The organism is Prauserella endophytica, from assembly GCF_005146945.1.
Lineage (GTDB): Bacteria > Actinomycetota > Actinomycetes > Mycobacteriales > Pseudonocardiaceae > Prauserella_A > Prauserella_A endophytica.
Genome location: NZ_SWMS01000002.1, coordinates 573,266 through 589,429, shown reverse-complemented (window position 1 = coordinate 589,429; position 16,164 = coordinate 573,266). Strand labels below are relative to the sequence as shown.

At 72.3% G+C, this 16,164-nt stretch carries 17 protein-coding genes; 4 read left to right on the top strand and 13 right to left on the bottom strand.

The features are described 5' to 3' along the window. Nucleotides 1–18: 18 nt before the first annotated feature. Entirely contained in the window at nt 19–1,026 is a 1,008-nt protein-coding gene (locus tag FCN18_RS06645) for a 2Fe-2S iron-sulfur cluster-binding protein (protein ID WP_137093839.1), read from the bottom strand. A 1-nt stretch (nt 1,027) separates the two neighbouring features. Continuing rightward, nucleotides 1,028–2,251, bottom strand: coding sequence for a cytochrome P450 (locus FCN18_RS06640; protein ID WP_112270222.1), 1,224 nt, complete (start codon nt 2,249–2,251; stop codon nt 1,028–1,030). A gap of 141 nt (nt 2,252–2,392) precedes the next feature. Here FCN18_RS06640 and FCN18_RS06635 point away from each other — a divergent pair, with 141 nt between their 5' ends. Continuing rightward, nucleotides 2,393–3,331: a helix-turn-helix transcriptional regulator gene (locus tag FCN18_RS06635; RefSeq protein WP_112270220.1), complete on the top strand. Its 939-nt coding sequence runs from the start codon at nt 2,393–2,395 to the stop codon at nt 3,329–3,331. Nucleotides 3,332–3,338: 7 nt separating this feature from the next. Here FCN18_RS06635 and FCN18_RS06630 read toward each other — a convergent pair whose 3' ends face one another. The 7 genes from FCN18_RS06630 to FCN18_RS06600 form a co-directional block, all read right to left on the bottom strand. Beyond that, nucleotides 3,339–3,539 (bottom strand): antitoxin, encoded by a 201-nt coding sequence (locus FCN18_RS06630; protein WP_407675768.1) that lies wholly within the window; start codon nt 3,537–3,539, stop codon nt 3,339–3,341. 131 nt (nt 3,540–3,670) lie between these two features. Further along, the gene (locus FCN18_RS06625; protein WP_112270216.1) at nt 3,671–5,194 is read right to left on the bottom strand and encodes a catalase; all 1,524 of its coding nucleotides are present in this window, start codon (nt 5,192–5,194) and stop codon (nt 3,671–3,673) included. Further along, nucleotides 5,191–5,640 (bottom strand): Fur family transcriptional regulator, encoded by a 450-nt coding sequence (locus FCN18_RS06620; RefSeq protein ID WP_112270214.1) that lies wholly within the window; start codon nt 5,638–5,640, stop codon nt 5,191–5,193. The genes FCN18_RS06625 and FCN18_RS06620 overlap by 4 nt, the downstream gene beginning before the upstream one ends. Nucleotides 5,641–5,736: 96 nt before the next feature. Beyond that, entirely contained in the window at nt 5,737–6,354 is a 618-nt protein-coding gene (locus FCN18_RS06615; protein ID WP_112270212.1) for a GNAT family N-acetyltransferase, read from the bottom strand. A gap of 208 nt (nt 6,355–6,562) precedes the next feature. Then, nucleotides 6,563–8,071 (bottom strand): FAD-dependent oxidoreductase, encoded by a 1,509-nt coding sequence (locus FCN18_RS06610; RefSeq protein WP_137093835.1) that lies wholly within the window; start codon nt 8,069–8,071, stop codon nt 6,563–6,565. Nucleotides 8,072–8,074: 3 nt separating this feature from the next. Then, nucleotides 8,075–8,992, bottom strand: a complete 918-nt coding sequence (locus tag FCN18_RS06605; RefSeq protein ID WP_112270208.1) for an AurF N-oxygenase family protein — start codon at nt 8,990–8,992, stop codon at nt 8,075–8,077. 82 nt (nt 8,993–9,074) lie between these two features. Next, a complete protein-coding gene (locus FCN18_RS06600) occupies nt 9,075–9,932 on the bottom strand; it encodes an SMP-30/gluconolactonase/LRE family protein (protein ID WP_112270206.1) in 858 nt (285 codons plus the stop codon). Between the two features lie 121 nt (nt 9,933–10,053). On the opposite strand from FCN18_RS06600, the gene FCN18_RS06595 reads away from it, so the two are divergent. Further along, a complete protein-coding gene (locus FCN18_RS06595; RefSeq protein ID WP_137093833.1) occupies nt 10,054–10,452 on the top strand; it encodes a hypothetical protein in 399 nt (132 codons plus the stop codon). An 18-nt stretch (nt 10,453–10,470) separates the two neighbouring features. Here FCN18_RS06595 and FCN18_RS06590 read toward each other — a convergent pair whose 3' ends face one another. Together FCN18_RS06590 and FCN18_RS06585 are read right to left on the bottom strand one after the other, a co-directional pair. After that, nucleotides 10,471–11,256, bottom strand: a complete 786-nt coding sequence (locus tag FCN18_RS06590) for a three-helix bundle dimerization domain-containing protein (RefSeq protein WP_407675767.1) — start codon at nt 11,254–11,256, stop codon at nt 10,471–10,473. A 391-nt stretch (nt 11,257–11,647) separates the two neighbouring features. Beyond that, nucleotides 11,648–12,508: a helix-turn-helix domain-containing GNAT family N-acetyltransferase gene (locus tag FCN18_RS06585; RefSeq protein WP_137093828.1), complete on the bottom strand. Its 861-nt coding sequence runs from the start codon at nt 12,506–12,508 to the stop codon at nt 11,648–11,650. Nucleotides 12,509–12,611: 103 nt separating this feature from the next. Here FCN18_RS06585 and FCN18_RS06580 point away from each other — a divergent pair, with 103 nt between their 5' ends. Next, nucleotides 12,612–13,937: an FAD-dependent oxidoreductase gene (locus tag FCN18_RS06580; protein WP_137093826.1), complete on the top strand. Its 1,326-nt coding sequence runs from the start codon at nt 12,612–12,614 to the stop codon at nt 13,935–13,937. A gap of 166 nt (nt 13,938–14,103) precedes the next feature. Beyond that, nucleotides 14,104–14,937 carry an SAM-dependent methyltransferase gene (locus FCN18_RS06575; RefSeq protein ID WP_137093824.1) on the top strand — a complete coding sequence of 278 codons (834 nt, stop codon included), beginning with the start codon at nt 14,104–14,106 and terminating at the stop codon, nt 14,935–14,937. Nucleotides 14,938–14,941: 4 nt separating this feature from the next. Here the strand turns inward: FCN18_RS06575 and FCN18_RS06570 are convergent, their stop codons facing one another. Then, nucleotides 14,942–15,211, bottom strand: a complete 270-nt coding sequence (locus FCN18_RS06570) for a DUF1876 domain-containing protein (protein WP_112270194.1) — start codon at nt 15,209–15,211, stop codon at nt 14,942–14,944. A 175-nt stretch (nt 15,212–15,386) separates the two neighbouring features. Beyond that, the gene (locus tag FCN18_RS06565) at nt 15,387–16,154 is read right to left on the bottom strand and encodes an SDR family NAD(P)-dependent oxidoreductase (protein ID WP_112270192.1); all 768 of its coding nucleotides are present in this window, start codon (nt 16,152–16,154) and stop codon (nt 15,387–15,389) included. Nucleotides 16,155–16,164 lie beyond the last annotated feature (10 nt).

The window sequence follows — 16,164 nt, the reverse complement described above, 5'->3', positions numbered from 1 at the left end:
GGATCGCCTCCGGCCGGGTCACATCGCGTCGGCCGGAGTGAACTTCTCGCGGTGGATGTGCCGGGGAGCCATGCGGCGGCGCTTGAACGCCTTGACCCCGGCCTCCACCATCGGCGGCGGCCCGCACAGCCAACCCGACCAGCCGCGCGCGCTGCCGACGTCCTCGACGAACGCGTCGGTCGGGAAGCCGCCGCGGTAGGCCGGGTCCGGCTCGTCCGACAGCACGGGGACGAACTCGAAGTTCGGGTGCTCCTCCCCCAGCTCGCCAAGGCGGTCCAGGTCGTAGAGGTCGGCCGCGCCGCGCACGCCGTGGTAGAGCAGCACCTGACGGTCCGGGTGCCGCCGCAGCGCCGTCCTGGCGATGCCCTCCAGCGGCGCGAGGCCGGTGCCGCCGCCGATGAGCGCCATCGGCCCGCCGTCGTCCTCGGCCTCCGGCGGCAGGTGGAAGTCCCCGAACGGGCCGGTGGCGTCCACGGTGTCCCCCGCGGCCAGCCCCGCGAACAGCCAGCCGTCGGTGGCGACACCGCCGGGCACCCGGCGGACGTGCAGTTCGAGCACCTTGTCCTCGTCGGCGGTGTTGGCCAGCGAGTACTGCCGCCGCGCACCCGAGCCGGGCACCACGAGCTCGACGTACTGTCCCGCCTCGAACGCCAGCGGCTCGGCCAGGCCCAGCAGCACGCGACGGGTGTCGCGGGCGATGTCGGAGACCTCCAGCACCGTGGCGGTGAGATCCCGCAGCGGGTGCGTCGTGCGGCCCTCGGGCGCGCCGCCCACGGTGACGTCCGCGACCGGCCTGGCCTGGCAGGCCAGCGCGAGGCCGGCGCCGCGCTCCTCCTCGGTGAGCGTGTCGAGCGGGGACGCCCCGTGGTCGACCTCGCCGGAGAGCACCGTGAGCTTGCACGTGCCGCATGTGCCCTGGTTGCACGAGTTCGGCATCCACACCCCGGCCCGCAGGCACGCGTCGAGCAGGGTCTGGTCGGCGGCGCACTCGACCCGGCGGCCGCCGACGCTCACCGCGAAGGCCATCTCAGACCTCCCACGTGACGTGCAGGCTCGTCGGGCCGCGGAAGCCCCAGCCCCAGAACTCGACGCCCTCGCGCGTGTCGCGCTCCAGGTTCGGGATGGCCTCGAACAGCTCCTCCAGCGCGATCCGCATGACGTGGTTGGCGAAGTAGATGCCGGCACACGCGTGGTTGCCCGCGCCGAAGGCGAGGTGCGGCAGCGGCGGCCGGTGCAGGTCGTAGGTCGACGGCGCCTCGTACTGCCCGGTGTCGTGGTTGGCGGAGCCGTAGGACAGCATCACCGGGGTGCCCTCGGGAAGGTCGACACCGGCGATCGTCACGGGTTTGGTCGAGATGCGCGCGGTGGCCGACCAGATCGGCGACGTCCAGCGCAGCCCCTCCGAGATCGCCCTCGGGATCAGCGCCGGGTCGTCCACCACCTCCTCCAGCTGCTCGGGCCTGGAGAACAGACCCACGAGCGTGGACGCCATGCCGTGCCCTGGCTCCTGCATCGCGCCGAGCAGGTAGACGTAGATCGTGGGGTAGATGTACTCGCGGTCGCGGGTCTGCCCAGGAGGCATGCCGTCGTGCAGCCAGTGCGAGATCGCGCTGTCGTCCGGGTGCTCGATCCACCTGTCGATCAGGGGGTCGACGATCGCGCGGATCTCGGCCTTCGCCTGGTCGCCCTCGGCGAAGCCCTCCGGATTGGCGAACTCGCCGTTCTCGTCCACCGCGGCGTTGGTGAACGAGCGGCTCAGCTTCGCGAACCACTCCCTGAGCTTGTCGGACTCGACGTCCTGCAGGCCGAGCAGGTCGCCCAGCGAGCGCACGCTGACCGGCTCGCAGTACTGCGCCACCAGCTCAGCCTGGCCGTCGTTCTCGAACCGCTCGAGGTAGCGGCGGGCGATCGGGCGCACGAGGTCGTCGATCCAGCGGTCCACCTCGACCGGCTGCAGAGCCGGCTCGACCATGGAACGCAGGTCGGCGTGGATGTCGCCGTTGACCCCGATGATCGCCGGATGCCCGAACGTCCGCCCGCCCGCCGGCGTGATCACAGCCTCGAAGTCAGGGCTGGTCGCTACCTCGCGGCACACCTCGGCCGTCGAGGCGACGTACGAGCCCAGCACCGGCACGTAGGCCAGCGGCGCCTCCGCCCGCAGCCGCTCGTACGCCCGGTACGGATTGCGCTCCAGCTCGGTCATGGTGACGTCGTTCAGCCAGGCCAGATCGGGCCGCTCGGTCGTCGTCATCTTTCTCGGTCCTCCCACGTCGTTGTCCGGGATGGACGGGAAGGTAAGCGGCCGCGGGCCGACCGGGCGACACGCTTCGCGCGGCTCCGGCACGGATCGCGCGGCGAGTTCGTGACCTGGCTCTCAGGTACCCTTTCCACCATGCGCGCACGGCGTAGTGCCGCACCCCGGGACTGGGATCAGGCCTCCCGGGAGGTGGCAAAGGCGTACTTCCCGCACGAACTGCGGCTGGTCGGCGGCGGCCGCGACCCCCGCCTGACCCTGCGCACGCTCGATCTGGGACCGGTGCTGGTCGGCCACGTGGGCTGGGGTGCCGACGTGCGGATCGCGTGTGACTACCCCGGCGCCTACGAGATCAACCTGCCCTTGACCGGGCACCTGGAGAGCCGGGGCCGGTACGGGCCGGTGACCTCCGTGCCGGGGCAGGCCACGGTGTTCCGCGCGGACACGCCGTCGCTCATCAGCCACTGGGACGCGACGTGCACGGTGCTCGGGGTCAAGTTCGACAGCGGGTGGTTCGAACGCGAGGCCGAGCGGGTGCTCGGCGGCGACCGCGTGACCGTCCGCGGCGGACTGCCCGACCAGCTGGATCTGGGCGACGGCCGGGGCCGCGCGTGGCGGCAGCTCGTCGGGAGCCTCGCCACCCACCTGCATGATCCCGAGCTGTTCGGCGAATGCGATCTGGTCCGCGCGCAGCTCGCCGGCGCGGTGGCCGCCGGGTTGCTGTTGGCCGGCTGCCCCGACGCGGGCGCGGGCCCGTTGCCTGCGCCGCGCGCGATCAGGCGCGTCGTGGACCAGCTGCACGACGACCCGGCCCGGCCGTGGACCGCGGGCGAGATGGCCGCCGTGGCGGGCACCAGCGTGCGGCGGCTGCAGGAGGGCTTCCGCCAGTGGCTCGACCGCACACCGACCGAGTACCTGATCGGAGTCCGCCTGCAGCGCGCCGACGCGGACCTGCGTGCCGATCCGTCGCTGACGGTCAGCGACGCGGCGGCCAGGTGGGGTTTCTCCAGCGCCAGCCGGTTCGCCGCGGCGTACCGGCGGCGCTACGGCGTCGCGCCCTCGCAGGCGCGCCGCTGAGCGCGGGCTACTGCTGTCCCTGCTGTCCCTGCTGGTTCTGCTGGTCGCCTCCGCCGCCGCGCAGGTAGTCCTTCGCCTTGTCGGCGCCCTGGTCGATCTTGTCGGCGTGGTCGCCGAACCTCGACTTCGCCGCGTCGGAGGCCTTGTCGATGCCCTGCTCGGCCTTGTCCGGGTTCTTGCCGAACGCTTCCTTGGCCTTGTCGAACATGTTCACGGCGAACCTCCTCGTTGATACCGGCCGCTGCTCGGCCGTTCACGCGGAGGGTTCGTCGGGGCCGGGCACCGGCAAACGGCGCCAGGACCGACGCCATGCGTTCGAGCGAACCCACCCGGGTGAGGTCAGGCCTTCTTCTGCATGCTCCGGCGCGCCGGGTTGCTCTGCTCGGCGGCCTTGGGGTCCTTCTCGTCCTGCTTGGCCCGCACGCCTTCGCGGATCCGGTCGCCGATGTTCTTGTCGATGTTGTGCCAGTACTCGAAGGCGCGCTCCAGCACGGGCTCGGACACGCCGTTGAGCAGGTGCCCCACCACGTTGTCCACGAGCCGGTCGCGGGCGGCGTCGTCCAGCACCTCGCGGACCATCGTTCCCGGCTGGCCCCAGTCGTCGTCCTCCGCGTGGTCGACGTAGGCGGAGCGGACGATGTGTCCGTCGGTCTCCCAGGTCGGCGGGCTGCCGTACCGCTCGGTGTCGGCGGCCGGACCGCCCTTGGAGTTCGGCGCGTACACCGGGTCCGTGGTCTTGCGGTAGGCCATCGCGCCGTCCTTGGAGTAGGTGTTGACCGGCACGACCGGTGCGTTGACCGGGAGCTGCTGGTAGTTGCCACCGATGCGGTAGCGGTGCGCGTCGGCGTAGGAGAACAGGCGGGCCAGCAGCATCCGGTCCGGGCTCGGTCCGATGCCGGGCACGAGGTTGTTCGGCTGGAACGCGGCCTGCTCGATCTCGGCGTGGTTGTCCGTGGGGTTGCGATCCAGCGTCATCCGGCCGACCTCGGTCAGCGGGTAGTCGCCGTGCGGCCACACCTTCGTCAGGTCGAACGGGTTGAAGCGGTAGTTCGCGGCGTCCTCGTACGGCATGATCTGCACGTAGAGCGTCCAGCTCGGGAAGTCCCCCTCGGCGATGTGCTCGAACAGGTCGCGGGTGTGGTAGTCGGTGTCAGCCGCCGCCATCTGGTCGGCCTCGTGCTGGGTGAAGAACTCGATGCCCTGGTCGGTCTTGAAGTGGTACTTGACCCAGAACCGCTCGCCGTCGGCGTTCACCCACATGTAGGTGTGCGAGCTGTAGCCGTTCATGTGCCGCCAGGTGCGCGGGATGCCGCGATCGCCCATCAGCCACGTCACCTGGTGCGCCGACTCGGGCGACAACGTCCAGAAGTCCCACTGCATGTCGTGGTCGCGGAGATTGTTGTCGGCGCGGCGTTTCTGCGACCGGATGAAGTGCTGGAACTTCATCGGGTCCTTGACGAAGAAGACCGGCGTGTTGTTGCCGACCATGTCGTAGTTGCCCTCGGAGGTGTAGAACTTCAGCGCGAAGCCCCGAGGGTCCCGCCACGTGTCGGGACTGCCGCGCTCACCGGCCACGGTGGAGAAGCGGGCGACCAGCTCGGTCTTGGCGCCGGGCTGGAACAGCGCCGCCTTGGTGTACCGGCTGACGTCATTGGTCACCTCGAAGCGGCCGAACGCGCCGCTGCCCTTGGCGTGCGGCTGACGCTCCGGGATGCGCTCGCGGTTGAACTGGGCCATCTGCTCGATCAGGTAGGCGTCCTGCAGCAGGATCGGCCCGGCAGGCCCCGCGGTCAGCGAGTGCTCGTCGGTCTCGGCCGGAATGCCGGCGTCCGTGGTGGTGAAGGGGCGCGTCCGTTCGGTCATGCCGTTCTCCTCTTCTCGGTGCAGGCGGGGCACAGGCCCCAGAACACGACCTCGGCTTCCTCGATCCCGAAACCGTGGTCGTCGACGGGTGCCAGGCACGGCGCGTCGCCGGTGACGCAGTCCACGTCCTGCGTGCGGCCGCAGTCCTGGCAGACCAGGTGGTGGTGGTTGTCGCCGACCCGGCGCTCGAACCGCGCGGGGTGCCCGGCAGGCTGGACCGAGCGCACCAGCCCGGCCGTGACGCAGGCGTGCAGCACGTCGTAGACCGTCTGGTGGGACACCGAACCCAACTCGTCGCGCACGCCGGCCAGGACAGCGTCGGCGGTCGCGTGCGGATGCCGGTCGAGCCAGGTCAGCACCGCTCGCCGGGGAGCGGTCACCCGCAGCCCCGCGGATCGCAGCAGCGTCGCCACGTCGTCGGCGGGCGCGGTGGTTTCGCGTCGCATCCCCGCGGCCTACCCAGACTGGACTCGCTCAAAACAGCGCGAGTTGGGCGTTCCCGTACGCGGACTCGCAGTGCGGAACGGGGAACTCGCGCGGGACTAGTCGATCTCGGCCTGGCGCGGGCGCTCCGGGAGCAGGCTGCCGCTCATCACCTGGTCGAGATCGGCGGGGCGGAGCCGGAAAACCTGCAGCGTCAGCCCGAAGTACTTCCCGGTCTCCCCCACCCACTGCATGCCGTTGCGACGGACGGTCGCGGCCGCGCGCTTGTTGCCGGGCCGGACGACGGCGAAGATCTCGTCGATGTCGTGGCTGAACGCCCACCGGGCCAGCGCGTGGGTGGTCTCGCTCGCGTAGCCCTGGCCCCAGTAGTCGGGGCGAAGCTGCCACCCGATCTCGAAGTCCTCGTTGCCCGGCGGCAACGGCAGCAGGATCGCACCGCCGACCACCAGGTCGTCCTCCTTGCGCTGGATGGCCCAGCGGCCCGCGGGCGGCGGCATCCGGTCGGCCTCGGCGATCCAGTGCTGCAGCAGCAGCCGCATCGCCGCGAGGTCGGGAACCAGGTCCATGGCCGGACTCAGCCAGCGAGCCACGGCGGCCTGGCCGTAGATGGACAGCGCCGCCGGGGCGTCGTCGATGTGCCAGCCACGCAGGATCAACCGCTCGGTCTCCAGCGTCGGCCTCCCCGACGACGGCTCCGGATCGGGATTCCACGCCATACCGATGCTCCCGTCCCCAGGCCGGGCATCGCGGAAACATCCCGCCCCGCCGCCCGGCATCGCCGATACTACGCCCGCGCCGGCGCGAGGTCAGCACGAGCGCGCGCCGTGGCGTCCCCAGCGGCGGCCGAAGCCACCCCCGGACCATCCCGTGTGGACATCACCGGGGACCACCTCGAGGCGGAAAATCACGGCCGCCGCAACGAGTTCAGCCGCGGCGAAGGAACCGCGCGAGCGGCGACGACGGCCTCCGCGCGGGCCGCACCCTGCCCGCCACGACGTCGTCGAGGAGCGTTCCCACGGTCTCGTTCGCGCACGCCTTGTTGGCGCCGATGCCGCCGGAAGGACCGCGCTTGATCCAGCCGACGACGTAGGTTCCCGGCCGCCCCTCCACGCGCCCGCCGGTGTGCGGGATCGTGCCGGTGCCGGTGTCGAACGGCAGCCCGGGCACCGGGGTTCCCCGGTAGCCGACCGCCCGGACCACGTGCCCCGTCGCGATCTCCACCTCGCCGTGCGGGCCCGTGACGCGGAGCCCGCGCACCTGGGTGTCGCCGAGGATCTCCGCCGGAGCGGAGTGGAACCGGAAGACGATGCGCCGCCGCCCGTCCGGCGGAGCCACCGACCAGTCGACGGCCTCGCGTGTGGCGGCGCGCAACAGGCCGGCCTTGCCGGAGGGCTCCGTCGCGTCGATCGCCTCCGCCGTCCGTGGGTCGTGGTCGTCGACCACGAGCTCGAGGTCGTCCCGTCCGGTCAGCGCGAGGAGCTCCGGCCGCGTGAAGGCGGCCGCGTCGGGCCCCCTGCGCCCGAGTAGCACGACCTCGCGGACCTTGCTCGACCGAAGCCGCTCCAGCGCCTCCGGTGCGATGGACGTGCCCGCCAGCTCGTCCGGGTCGGTGATCAGGATCCGGGCCACGTCGAGTGCGACGTTGCCGTTGCCGATCACCACGACGCGCTCGGCGGAGAGGTCGAGCACATCGGGCTGGGCGTCGGGATGGCCGTTGTACCAGGCGACCACCGACGTCGCCGCGACGCTGCCGGTGAGGTCCTCGCCGGGGATGCCGAGGCTGCGCGCCGACGCGGCTCCGACGGCGTAGATCACCGCGTCGTGCCGCCCGGCCAGCTCGTCGACCGTGACGTCCCGGCCCACCTCGACCCCGAGGCGCAGCCGCAGCCGCGGATGCGTGTGGAACCGCGCGAAGGTCTCGCCGATCTTCTTCGTCGACGGGTGGTCGGGTGCGACGCCGTACCGGATCAGGCCACCTGCGACGGGCAGCCGGTCGATCAGCGTCACGTGCGCGTTGGTGTGCAGCAGCAGGTCCTCGACGGCGTACATGCCGGCGGGCCCGGTGCCCACCACCGCGATGTCGAGCGGGGCGAGGTCGCTCGGGATGGTCCGGGTGAACACCGGCGGGTTCCACGGGTGGAAGTTCGGCGCCGGGTCGGCGGCCTCGGCGAGCGGGTCCCGGCCGGTGTAGTAGTCGGCGTTGATCCCGGCGTACGCCTTGAGCGGGCCGGTGAGCGCGTCCACCGGGAAGATCGCGTCGACCGGGCACGCGTCGGCGCAGGCGCCGCAGTCGATGCACGCGCCCGGGTCGACGTAGAGCATCTCGGTGGTGCCGAAGTCCGGCTCGTCCGGAGTCGGATGGATGCAGTTGACGGGGCAGACCGCCACGCACGAGGCGTCGTTGCAGCACGTCTGCGTGATCGCGAAGGCCATGGGTCAGATCAGGTTCGCGCGCCTGTACCAGCGCATCGACGCCTTGGTGAGCAGCCCGGCGGAGTCGAGGAACTCCATCAGGCCCGAGCAGCTCGACCGCAGCATCGACTTGTGGTGCTCGTTGGCCCTCGCCTCGCGCAGCGCCCGCTTCGTGTCGAGCCCGGCGTTGGCGTAGACCTTCGGGCTCACCATGCTGCTCACGATGAAGTACGCGGCGATGGCGACCACCAGCGCGTTGTACTGCCTGCGCAGCCTGCCCGCACCCTTCAGCCGCTCCCTGGTCTCCTCGCGCGCGAACTTCATGTGCCGCGACTCCTCCACCACGTGGATGTTGTTGATCGTGCGCACGAACGGCACCACGCGCTCGTCGCGCATCCAGTCGCGCTGCATCACGTCGAGGACTTCTTCGGCGACGAGGATCGCGGCGTAGGCCGCCTCGCCGGTCGCGGTGGTCTTGAAGAAGCGGCCGAGCTCCACGGCCAGGCGGCGCGGGCGGTAGGCGGGCGCGCGCAGCTTCGCGGCCCCGCGGGCGAACATGATGGAGTGCCGGCACTCGTCGGCGATCTCGGTCAGCGCCCACTGGAACGCGGGGTCGGTCGGGTCCTTCGCGTAGAAATCCCTCAGCACCATCTGCTGCAGGATCATCTCGAACCAGATGCCGGTGCTCGCCACCGACGCCGCCTCCTGGCGGGTGAGCTCACGCTGCTGCTCCGGCGTCATCTCCGCCCAGTAGGGCGTGCCGTACAGCGTGCTCCACTCCGGGCTCGCCCCGTGGTAGGCGGTGTCGAGCGGGGTCTCCCAGTCGACCTCCGTCACGGGGTCGTAGGACAACGTCTCCGACGAGTCCAGCAGCCGCCGGGCGACCGCCTGCCGGTCGGGCTCGGACGTGTGCGCGTGCTGGGTGGTGTCGGCGCTGGTCATCGTTGCTCCCTGGCGACGTTTTCCTGTTACCGCGATTTACAGTTACCAACGGTAACACGAACTTGGGCGGGCACGCGAGCGGTCACGGGTGCCCGGCGTGGGGCGCGGGCGCGCGGGCCGTGAGCACGCGGCCGGTCTCCGGGCCGCTGAGCAGGCGTTCGAGGTTCTCCTCGAAGCCGTCGGCCATGCGCCAGTCCGCCGTGAGCACGAACAGGGTGCGGCCGTCGCCCCCTCCGAGCGCGCAGGCGAACCCGGCGTGCTCCAGCCGGATCGTCTCCAGCACCGCTCCCCCTTCGGCCACCCGGACGCACGTGGGCCCCTCCTCGTCCCAGCCCGGGGTCCAGATGGCGCCGTCGGCGTCCAGCACCATGCCGTCGCCGGGCACCCGTGCCCACACCCGCCGGTTCGTCAGGCCTCCGTCAGGGCCGATGTCGAACGCGGTCAGGGTGCCGGCGAAGGACTCCGCGATGACCAGCGTCCGATCGTCGGGGGTCACCACCATCCCGTTGGGGAACGCGATCCCGTCGGCCACCTCGCGCACCTCGCCGTCCGGCGTGACCAGCGCGATGAACCCTGGCGCCTCACCCTCGCCCGGGTTGAAGTCCGTGCCGCCGTTGACGTAGATCCGGCCCCGGCCGTCGACGACGATCTCGTTGAGCCCGCCCGGCAGCCCGCTGAGCTCGACATGGTCCACGAGCGAACCGTCGGCCTCCTGGCGTAGCAGCCGTCGCTCGGGCCCGGCGACCACCAGCAGGCGCCCGTCCGGCAGCCAGTCGATCGAGAACGGCAGCGTGGTCGGAACCGTGGCCATCACCTCGGCCCTGCCGTCAAGGCCGACGGCCAGCACCTCGCGCGTGCCCCAGTTCGACAGCCACAGCCTGCCGTCGTGCCAGCGTGCCGACTCGCCGATCCGCAAGCCGCTCAGCAGTACCTCGCTCATCGTGTCCGCTCCTTCGGTGTCGGGGAACCAACCCTGCTCACCCTCGACACGAACGGGGACCGGCCGGATCGACAGCCGTTCACGGCGGCGTGCGGCGCGCTGTTCGGCCTGGCACAAGCTCGTGCAGGGGCACTCACCTCTGGACCCGGGTCCGGCGCTGTGGCCGATCGCGGGGACGCTCTTCCCGCTGTCGCTGGCGTCGGCCAACCTCGCCCGCCGGTTCCGGCTGCTCGCCGTGACGCGCGTCGGGCTCGCGATCGTGGTCGCCGGGATGGTGCTGCTCGGGCCGGCCACCCACACCTCGTCGGCGCGTCCGTCAACGGAGGCGCTGCCCGAGGCGGCGGACGGCTCGCTCACGGGCGTGCTGGCCGTCGCTGAGCCGTCCGGCCCGGCGGGAGGCCGGCTCGTGGACGTCGCGCAGAAGGCGTTCTCCCACGGCAGGCGGCACAGCCGGCTCGCGGCGGCCGGGATCGTGACGGCCGCGCCCGCCGCGTGCATCCGCGTGCCGCGCTCGGGCTGAGCCGTGACCGGCCGGGCGCTACGCCGGCACGGCGTGGCGGCTCAGCAGCTGTTCGGTCCGGCGTACCGCGGCCGCGCGCTCGGCGCCGTTGACCGCGAGCGCCCGCACCACCGGGTCCTCCGGGCCCCGGCGTCCGCGCAGCTCCGCCATGCGGTCCGCGAACGACACCCGCAGACCGTCCGGGCTCGTGGTCATGTCCGCGTACCACAGCGCGTCGCGCACGGGCCCCCGCTCGTCCTCGAACTCCGCCAGCTGAGGCCCCAGGCCCTCCAGCTCGGCCACCGCAGCGGCCCCCGCGTGGTGCGCCACCAGCGCGCACACCCGCCGGGCCACCCCGTGCTCGGCCAGGAACCGGGCCCCGTCGAGCTGGTGGAACCCCAGCACGTTCAGCGCGCTCGCGTAGCCGATGTCGTGCAGCCACGCCGAGGCCACGAGGACATCGCCCTCCTCGGGGGACAGCACGCGCGCGACCTCCTCCGCCCGCTCGGCGACCCCTTGGGTGTGGGCCCACCGTCGGGGCAGCTCGACGGCGAGGATGCCCCTGGCCGTTCGCCGCGCCCAGTCCGCGAGGCGCTCTCCGGAGGAGTGTCTCGGCGCGACGGCCCTGAACTCGGCGCGGACTGCCCGTTCGACCAGGATCGGCACGAACGTCAGCACCCGGGCCCGCGCGAACCGCGCCCTCGCCCGCTCCACCCAGTCGTGCACCACCTGTGCGGGCACCCGGTCCTGCTCACGCACCAGCCGCGCTTCCAGTTCCCGGATCTGCTGGTCCACCTGCGACTGCGGCAGGCGACTCCCCGTCAACCCCTCCACCATGGCACCAGCCCCGCTCCCTCCCCTGGCGGCCGAACAAACAAACGAGCCCCGAGTCTCGGCCCCCGACCGGCCCACCGCAAGTGTCGGACGTCCCGAGAGAACGACCTCACAGCCGAGCCGCCGCCTCGACGGCCGCGTTCACCGCGGCCCGCCCACCGCGGCTACCGCGCGAGCGGAGCCGCGGCAGCTGATCTGGTTGCTCGCCAGCACCGAGGAGCCGCACGTCAGCCGTACCGCCGCCCGGACCTTGCCCAGCCATCGCTGTCCCGGCACCTGCGCGGCTGGAGCGCTCCACCGGTGCCGAGCTCGCCGCCAGCGACTCCCACGAGGTCCGGCCAACCCCGCCGGTCACGCCTTCATCGAGTGCCCGCAGACTGACTCACGCGCAGTCCGCGCACTGGGCGACCGCGCCGGCGCGCCGCTCGAGCAGCACGGTGTCGTGCCAGGTGTCACCGATCTTGGCAATGCGCTCGCGGATGCCGACCGTGCGGTAGCCGGCGGAATGGTGCAGCCCGATGCCGGTGCGGTTCTCCGCGAGGATCGACGCCTGCAGCGTCCACAGCCCCGCGGCGTCGGCTTCGACGACCTGCTGCCGCAGCAGAGCCTTGCCGACCCCGCGGCCCCGGTCACCCGCGCCGACGTAGACGGAGCTCTCGGCCACCCCCGAGTAGCAGTCGCGGGACGAGACGGGGCTCAGCGCCGCCCAGCCCGCGATCCGTCCGCCGAGCTCGGCGACCCATCGGTGCCCGGGCAGCCAGCGCGCGTCGAGGGAGGCGCGGCTCGGCACGGTCGTCTCGAACGTCGCGATCCCCGTGGCGATGCCCTCGCCGTAGATGCGCCGGACGTCGGCCCAGTCGCCGGGGCCGAGCGCGCGCACCCGCACGTCGGCGGGTGGGTCGGCGGGGCAGCACGGCGGCGGCGTGACGGTGCCCATCACGACGTCGGCGGCGTGCGGCAGGCCGATGCAGCAGGCCTCGTTCACCACGACCCTGGTGGCGGTTCCCTCCTTGTGCAGCCGCACGAAACCGAGGTCGGCGAGCTTGCGCACATGGTGGGAGCACGTGGACTGACTGATGCCGAGCCGCGCGGTCAGCGCGCCGACCGTGCTACCGCCCGCCGCCGTGGCGACGGCGTGCAGCAGGCGCACCCGCGTGGGGTCCGCGAGGCAGGAGAACCAGTCCGCGTAGGTGGCGGCGTCCTGGTCGGCGAGCAGCCGCGGCACCGGCGCCGTGATGGTCATGCGGCTGATTATCGGCGAGCCGCGACTCTTGCGTCAATCGAGATCCGTCGATAGATTCCGAGTCAGCTTCATCGACAGATATCGATGGAAAGGGGATCCGGAGATGAACGGCGAACTGCCTGTCGTGGTGGTCGGCGCGGGCCCGGTCGGGCTCGCAGCGGCCGCGGAGTTGCGCGAACGCGGTCTCGAACCGCTGGTGCTGGAACGGGGTCCGGCGGCAGGGACGGCGGTCGCGCAGTGGCACCACGTCCGGCTGTTCTCGCCGTGGCCGGAGCTCGTCGCTCCGGCGGCCGTCAGGCTGCTGGAGCCGACGGGCTGGCGGCCACCGGACCCCACCTACCCGACCGGGCGGGAGTGGGCAGAGCGGTACCTGCGCCCCCTGGCCGCCGCGCTCGGCGAGCAGGTCCGCTTCGGTGCCGAGGTGGTCGGCGTGGCCCGGCGTGGCCGCGACCGCGTGGTCGACGCCGGGCGGGAGACCGAGCCGCTCACGGTGCACGTTCGCCGGTCCGGCGGTGGCGAGGAGCGGATCACCGCGCGAGCCCTGATCGACGCCTCCGGCACGTCGGGAACGCCGAACCCCCTCGGCGGTGACGGGCTGCCCGCGCTCGGGGAGCGGGCCGCAACCGGCCGGATCACCTACCAGGTGCCGGATCTGACCGACTCCGCCGTACGGGACCGCTACGCGGGCAGGCACGTCGTGGTCGCCGGCAGCGGACATTCGGCGCTCACCGCGCTCGTGGCCTTCGCCGGGCTCGCCGAGAACGACCCGGCCACGCGCGTCAGCTGGGTGCTGCGGCGCGGCACGGTGGGCGACGCCTTCGGCGGCGGCGCGGCCGACCAGCTGCCAGCCCGTGGCGCACTGGGCGCTCGCGCCCGCGAGGCCGTGGCCACGGGCGCAATCCGGGTGGTCACCGGGTTCCGCACCCGGGCCGTCGAGTCCGGTTCGGACGGCAGGCTCACGCTGGCGCCGGACGCCGGCGACCGCATCGAGGATGTCGACGAGGTCGTCGTGCTCACCGGGTTCCGCCCGGACCTGTCGTGGCTGTCGGAGCTGCGGCTCGAACTCGACGCGACGCTGCAGGCCCCCGTGGCGCTCGCTCCGCTGATCGATCCGAACGTGCACTCCTGCGGCACGGTGTACCCCCACGGCGTCCGGGAACTGTCACATCCCGAGCCCGGCGTGTTCCTGGCCGGGATGAAGAGCTATGGCCGCGCGCCGACGTTCCTCGCGTTGACCGGATACGAGCAGGTGCGCAGCATCGCCGCCGCGCTGGCCGGCGACCGGGCGGCCGCCGAGCGGGTCGAGCTGGTGCTGCCGGAGACCGGGGTCTGCGGAGGTGCGGGCGTGTTCGACGAGCCTTCCCAGGACGGCGGCTTCTGCGGCACGCCGGCCGGGGCGGAGCCGATCTCGCTGTCGGCCCCGCACTGACGCTGACGCGGCGTCCGCAGTGAAGGCCACCATGCCTGCGTTGAACGCAGTGAAGGTGGCCTTCACTGCGGCTGGCGTCTAGCGGCTACTCGACGAGCCACACCGGTGTGCGCTCCGGCCCGGGGACCGTGCACACTGTTCTCGATCTCGACGGTGAGCACGGAGGATGCGGTTGAACGAGGCGGAGCGGCTCGGCGAGTCGGTGAACAAGGTCTCGGTCGGGCGGGTGTACGACTACCTGCTCGGCGGTGTGCACAACTACGCGGTGGACCAGGCGTTCGCCGAGGAGCAGCTCAAGCGGTTGCCGGAGATGCGCAACTTCGCGCGGTCCAACCGTGCCTTCCTCGGCCGTGCCGTGCGGTTCGCCGTCCAACAGGGCGTGCGGCAGTTCGTCGACATCGGCTCGGGACTCCCGACGCAGGGCAACGTGCACGAGGTGGCCGAGGAGGTCGCACCCGGCGAGTGCAGCGTCGTCTACATCGACAACGAGCCCATCGCGCAGGCGCACGCGCACATCCTGCTGGAGCGCACGGCGGACCCGGACCGGCACCGCGCACTCGACGCGGACTTCTTCGACGGGCCGAAGCTGTGGGAGCGCGTGTTGGACACCGGTGTCATCGACCCCGAGCGGCCGATCGCGCTGCTCGCCGTGGCGCTGCTGCACTTCATGCCACCGGAGACCCAGCCGGAGCGCACGCTGGCGTACTACCGCGACCAGCTGGCCCCCGGCAGCTTCGTCGCGCTGTCACACATCCACGTGCCGCCGGAGGACGCGGAGACCCTCGCCGCTGCGGAGAAGGTCATCGACTCCTACCGCAGGCAGGCCAACAGCGTGGCCCGGCCGAGGTCCCGCGAGGACATCGCGGCCTTCTTCGCCGGCCTGGAACTCGTGGATCCCGGCCTGGTGTGGGTGCCCGAGTGGCGACCCGACGGCGCCGACCCCTACCAGAACGAGCCCGCCCGTTCCCGCGGCCTGGCGGGGGTCGCCCGCAAGGCCTGACGCGCTACTCGGTCAGGTGCGCGGGGCGCCGGGTCACGGCCTCGATGTCGGCCGCGGTCGCCTCGATGAGCTGGTGTGACAGATCGGCCATCGCCCTGGCGACGGCGAGTTCGTCGCCGATCGCCGGGACGTTGGCGTCGCGTGGGTGTTTGCGGGCGGTTCCGGTCCCGGTCCGTTCGGTGCCCGCGCCGGTGTTCAACCGGGCCTCCGCTCGCGTGCGGTCCTCGTACTCGTGGATGTCGATGTCGACGGTCCACCTCGTCTCGTGTTCCATCGCGCACCTCCTGCCGTACCCCCGATGGTCCCTCGCTCAGACCACCACGTCGAGCAGCAGAACGAGCGGGAGCGGCAGCACGGCCGGCCGCGGCCGCCGCACGCCCCCAAGGCCACCTTTGGTGCGTTGAGCGCACCAAAGGTGGCCTTGGGGGCCCGTCAGCTGGGGCGGCCGCTCAGTGCCCGGACATGCCGCCGTCCACGGCGAGCGTGACGCCGGTGATGTAGGACGACGCCCGGCTCGCGAGGAACACCACGGCCGCGTCGAGCTCGTGCTGCACGCCGAGCCTGCCCAGCGGGCTGGCCTGCTTCAGGAACGGGAGCAGGACGTCGTCCGGGATCTCCTCGGTCATCTCGCTGGCGAAGTAGCCCGGCGCGATGGCGTTGACCCGGATCCCCTTGCGGCCCGACCACTGCTGCGCGAGATCGCGGGTGAGCCCGAGGACGCCCGCCTTGCTGGCGGCGTAGGCGGCCTGCGGGGCGTACGACTTGACCAGCGCGAGCACACTGCTGATGTTCACGATGCTCGACCCCGGCTCCATCACCCGGCCGCAGGCCTGGGCGGCCCAGTAGGCGCCGTTGAGGTTGACGTCGATCACCCGGCGGAACTCGTCGGGCGACTCGCGCAGCGCCGGAACCGCCGTGCCCACACCCGCGTTGTTCACGAGCACGTCCACGCGGCCGAACTCCCCGGTCGCCGCCTCGACCATCGCGGTGCAGCTGTCCGGGTCGGTGACGTCGGCGGCGACGGTCAGCGCCCGGGTTCCCTCCGCGCGGACCCTCCCGGCGACCTCGGACAGCCGATCGGTCCGGCGCGCCGCGAGCACCACGTCGGCGCCCGCCTGGGCGAGTGCGACCGCGAACCCGGCGCCAAGACCCGAGCTGGCGCCCGTCACCACGGCGACCTTGCCGTCGAGGCGGAAGAGGTCGAGTACGTTCGGCACGGCGTCTCCT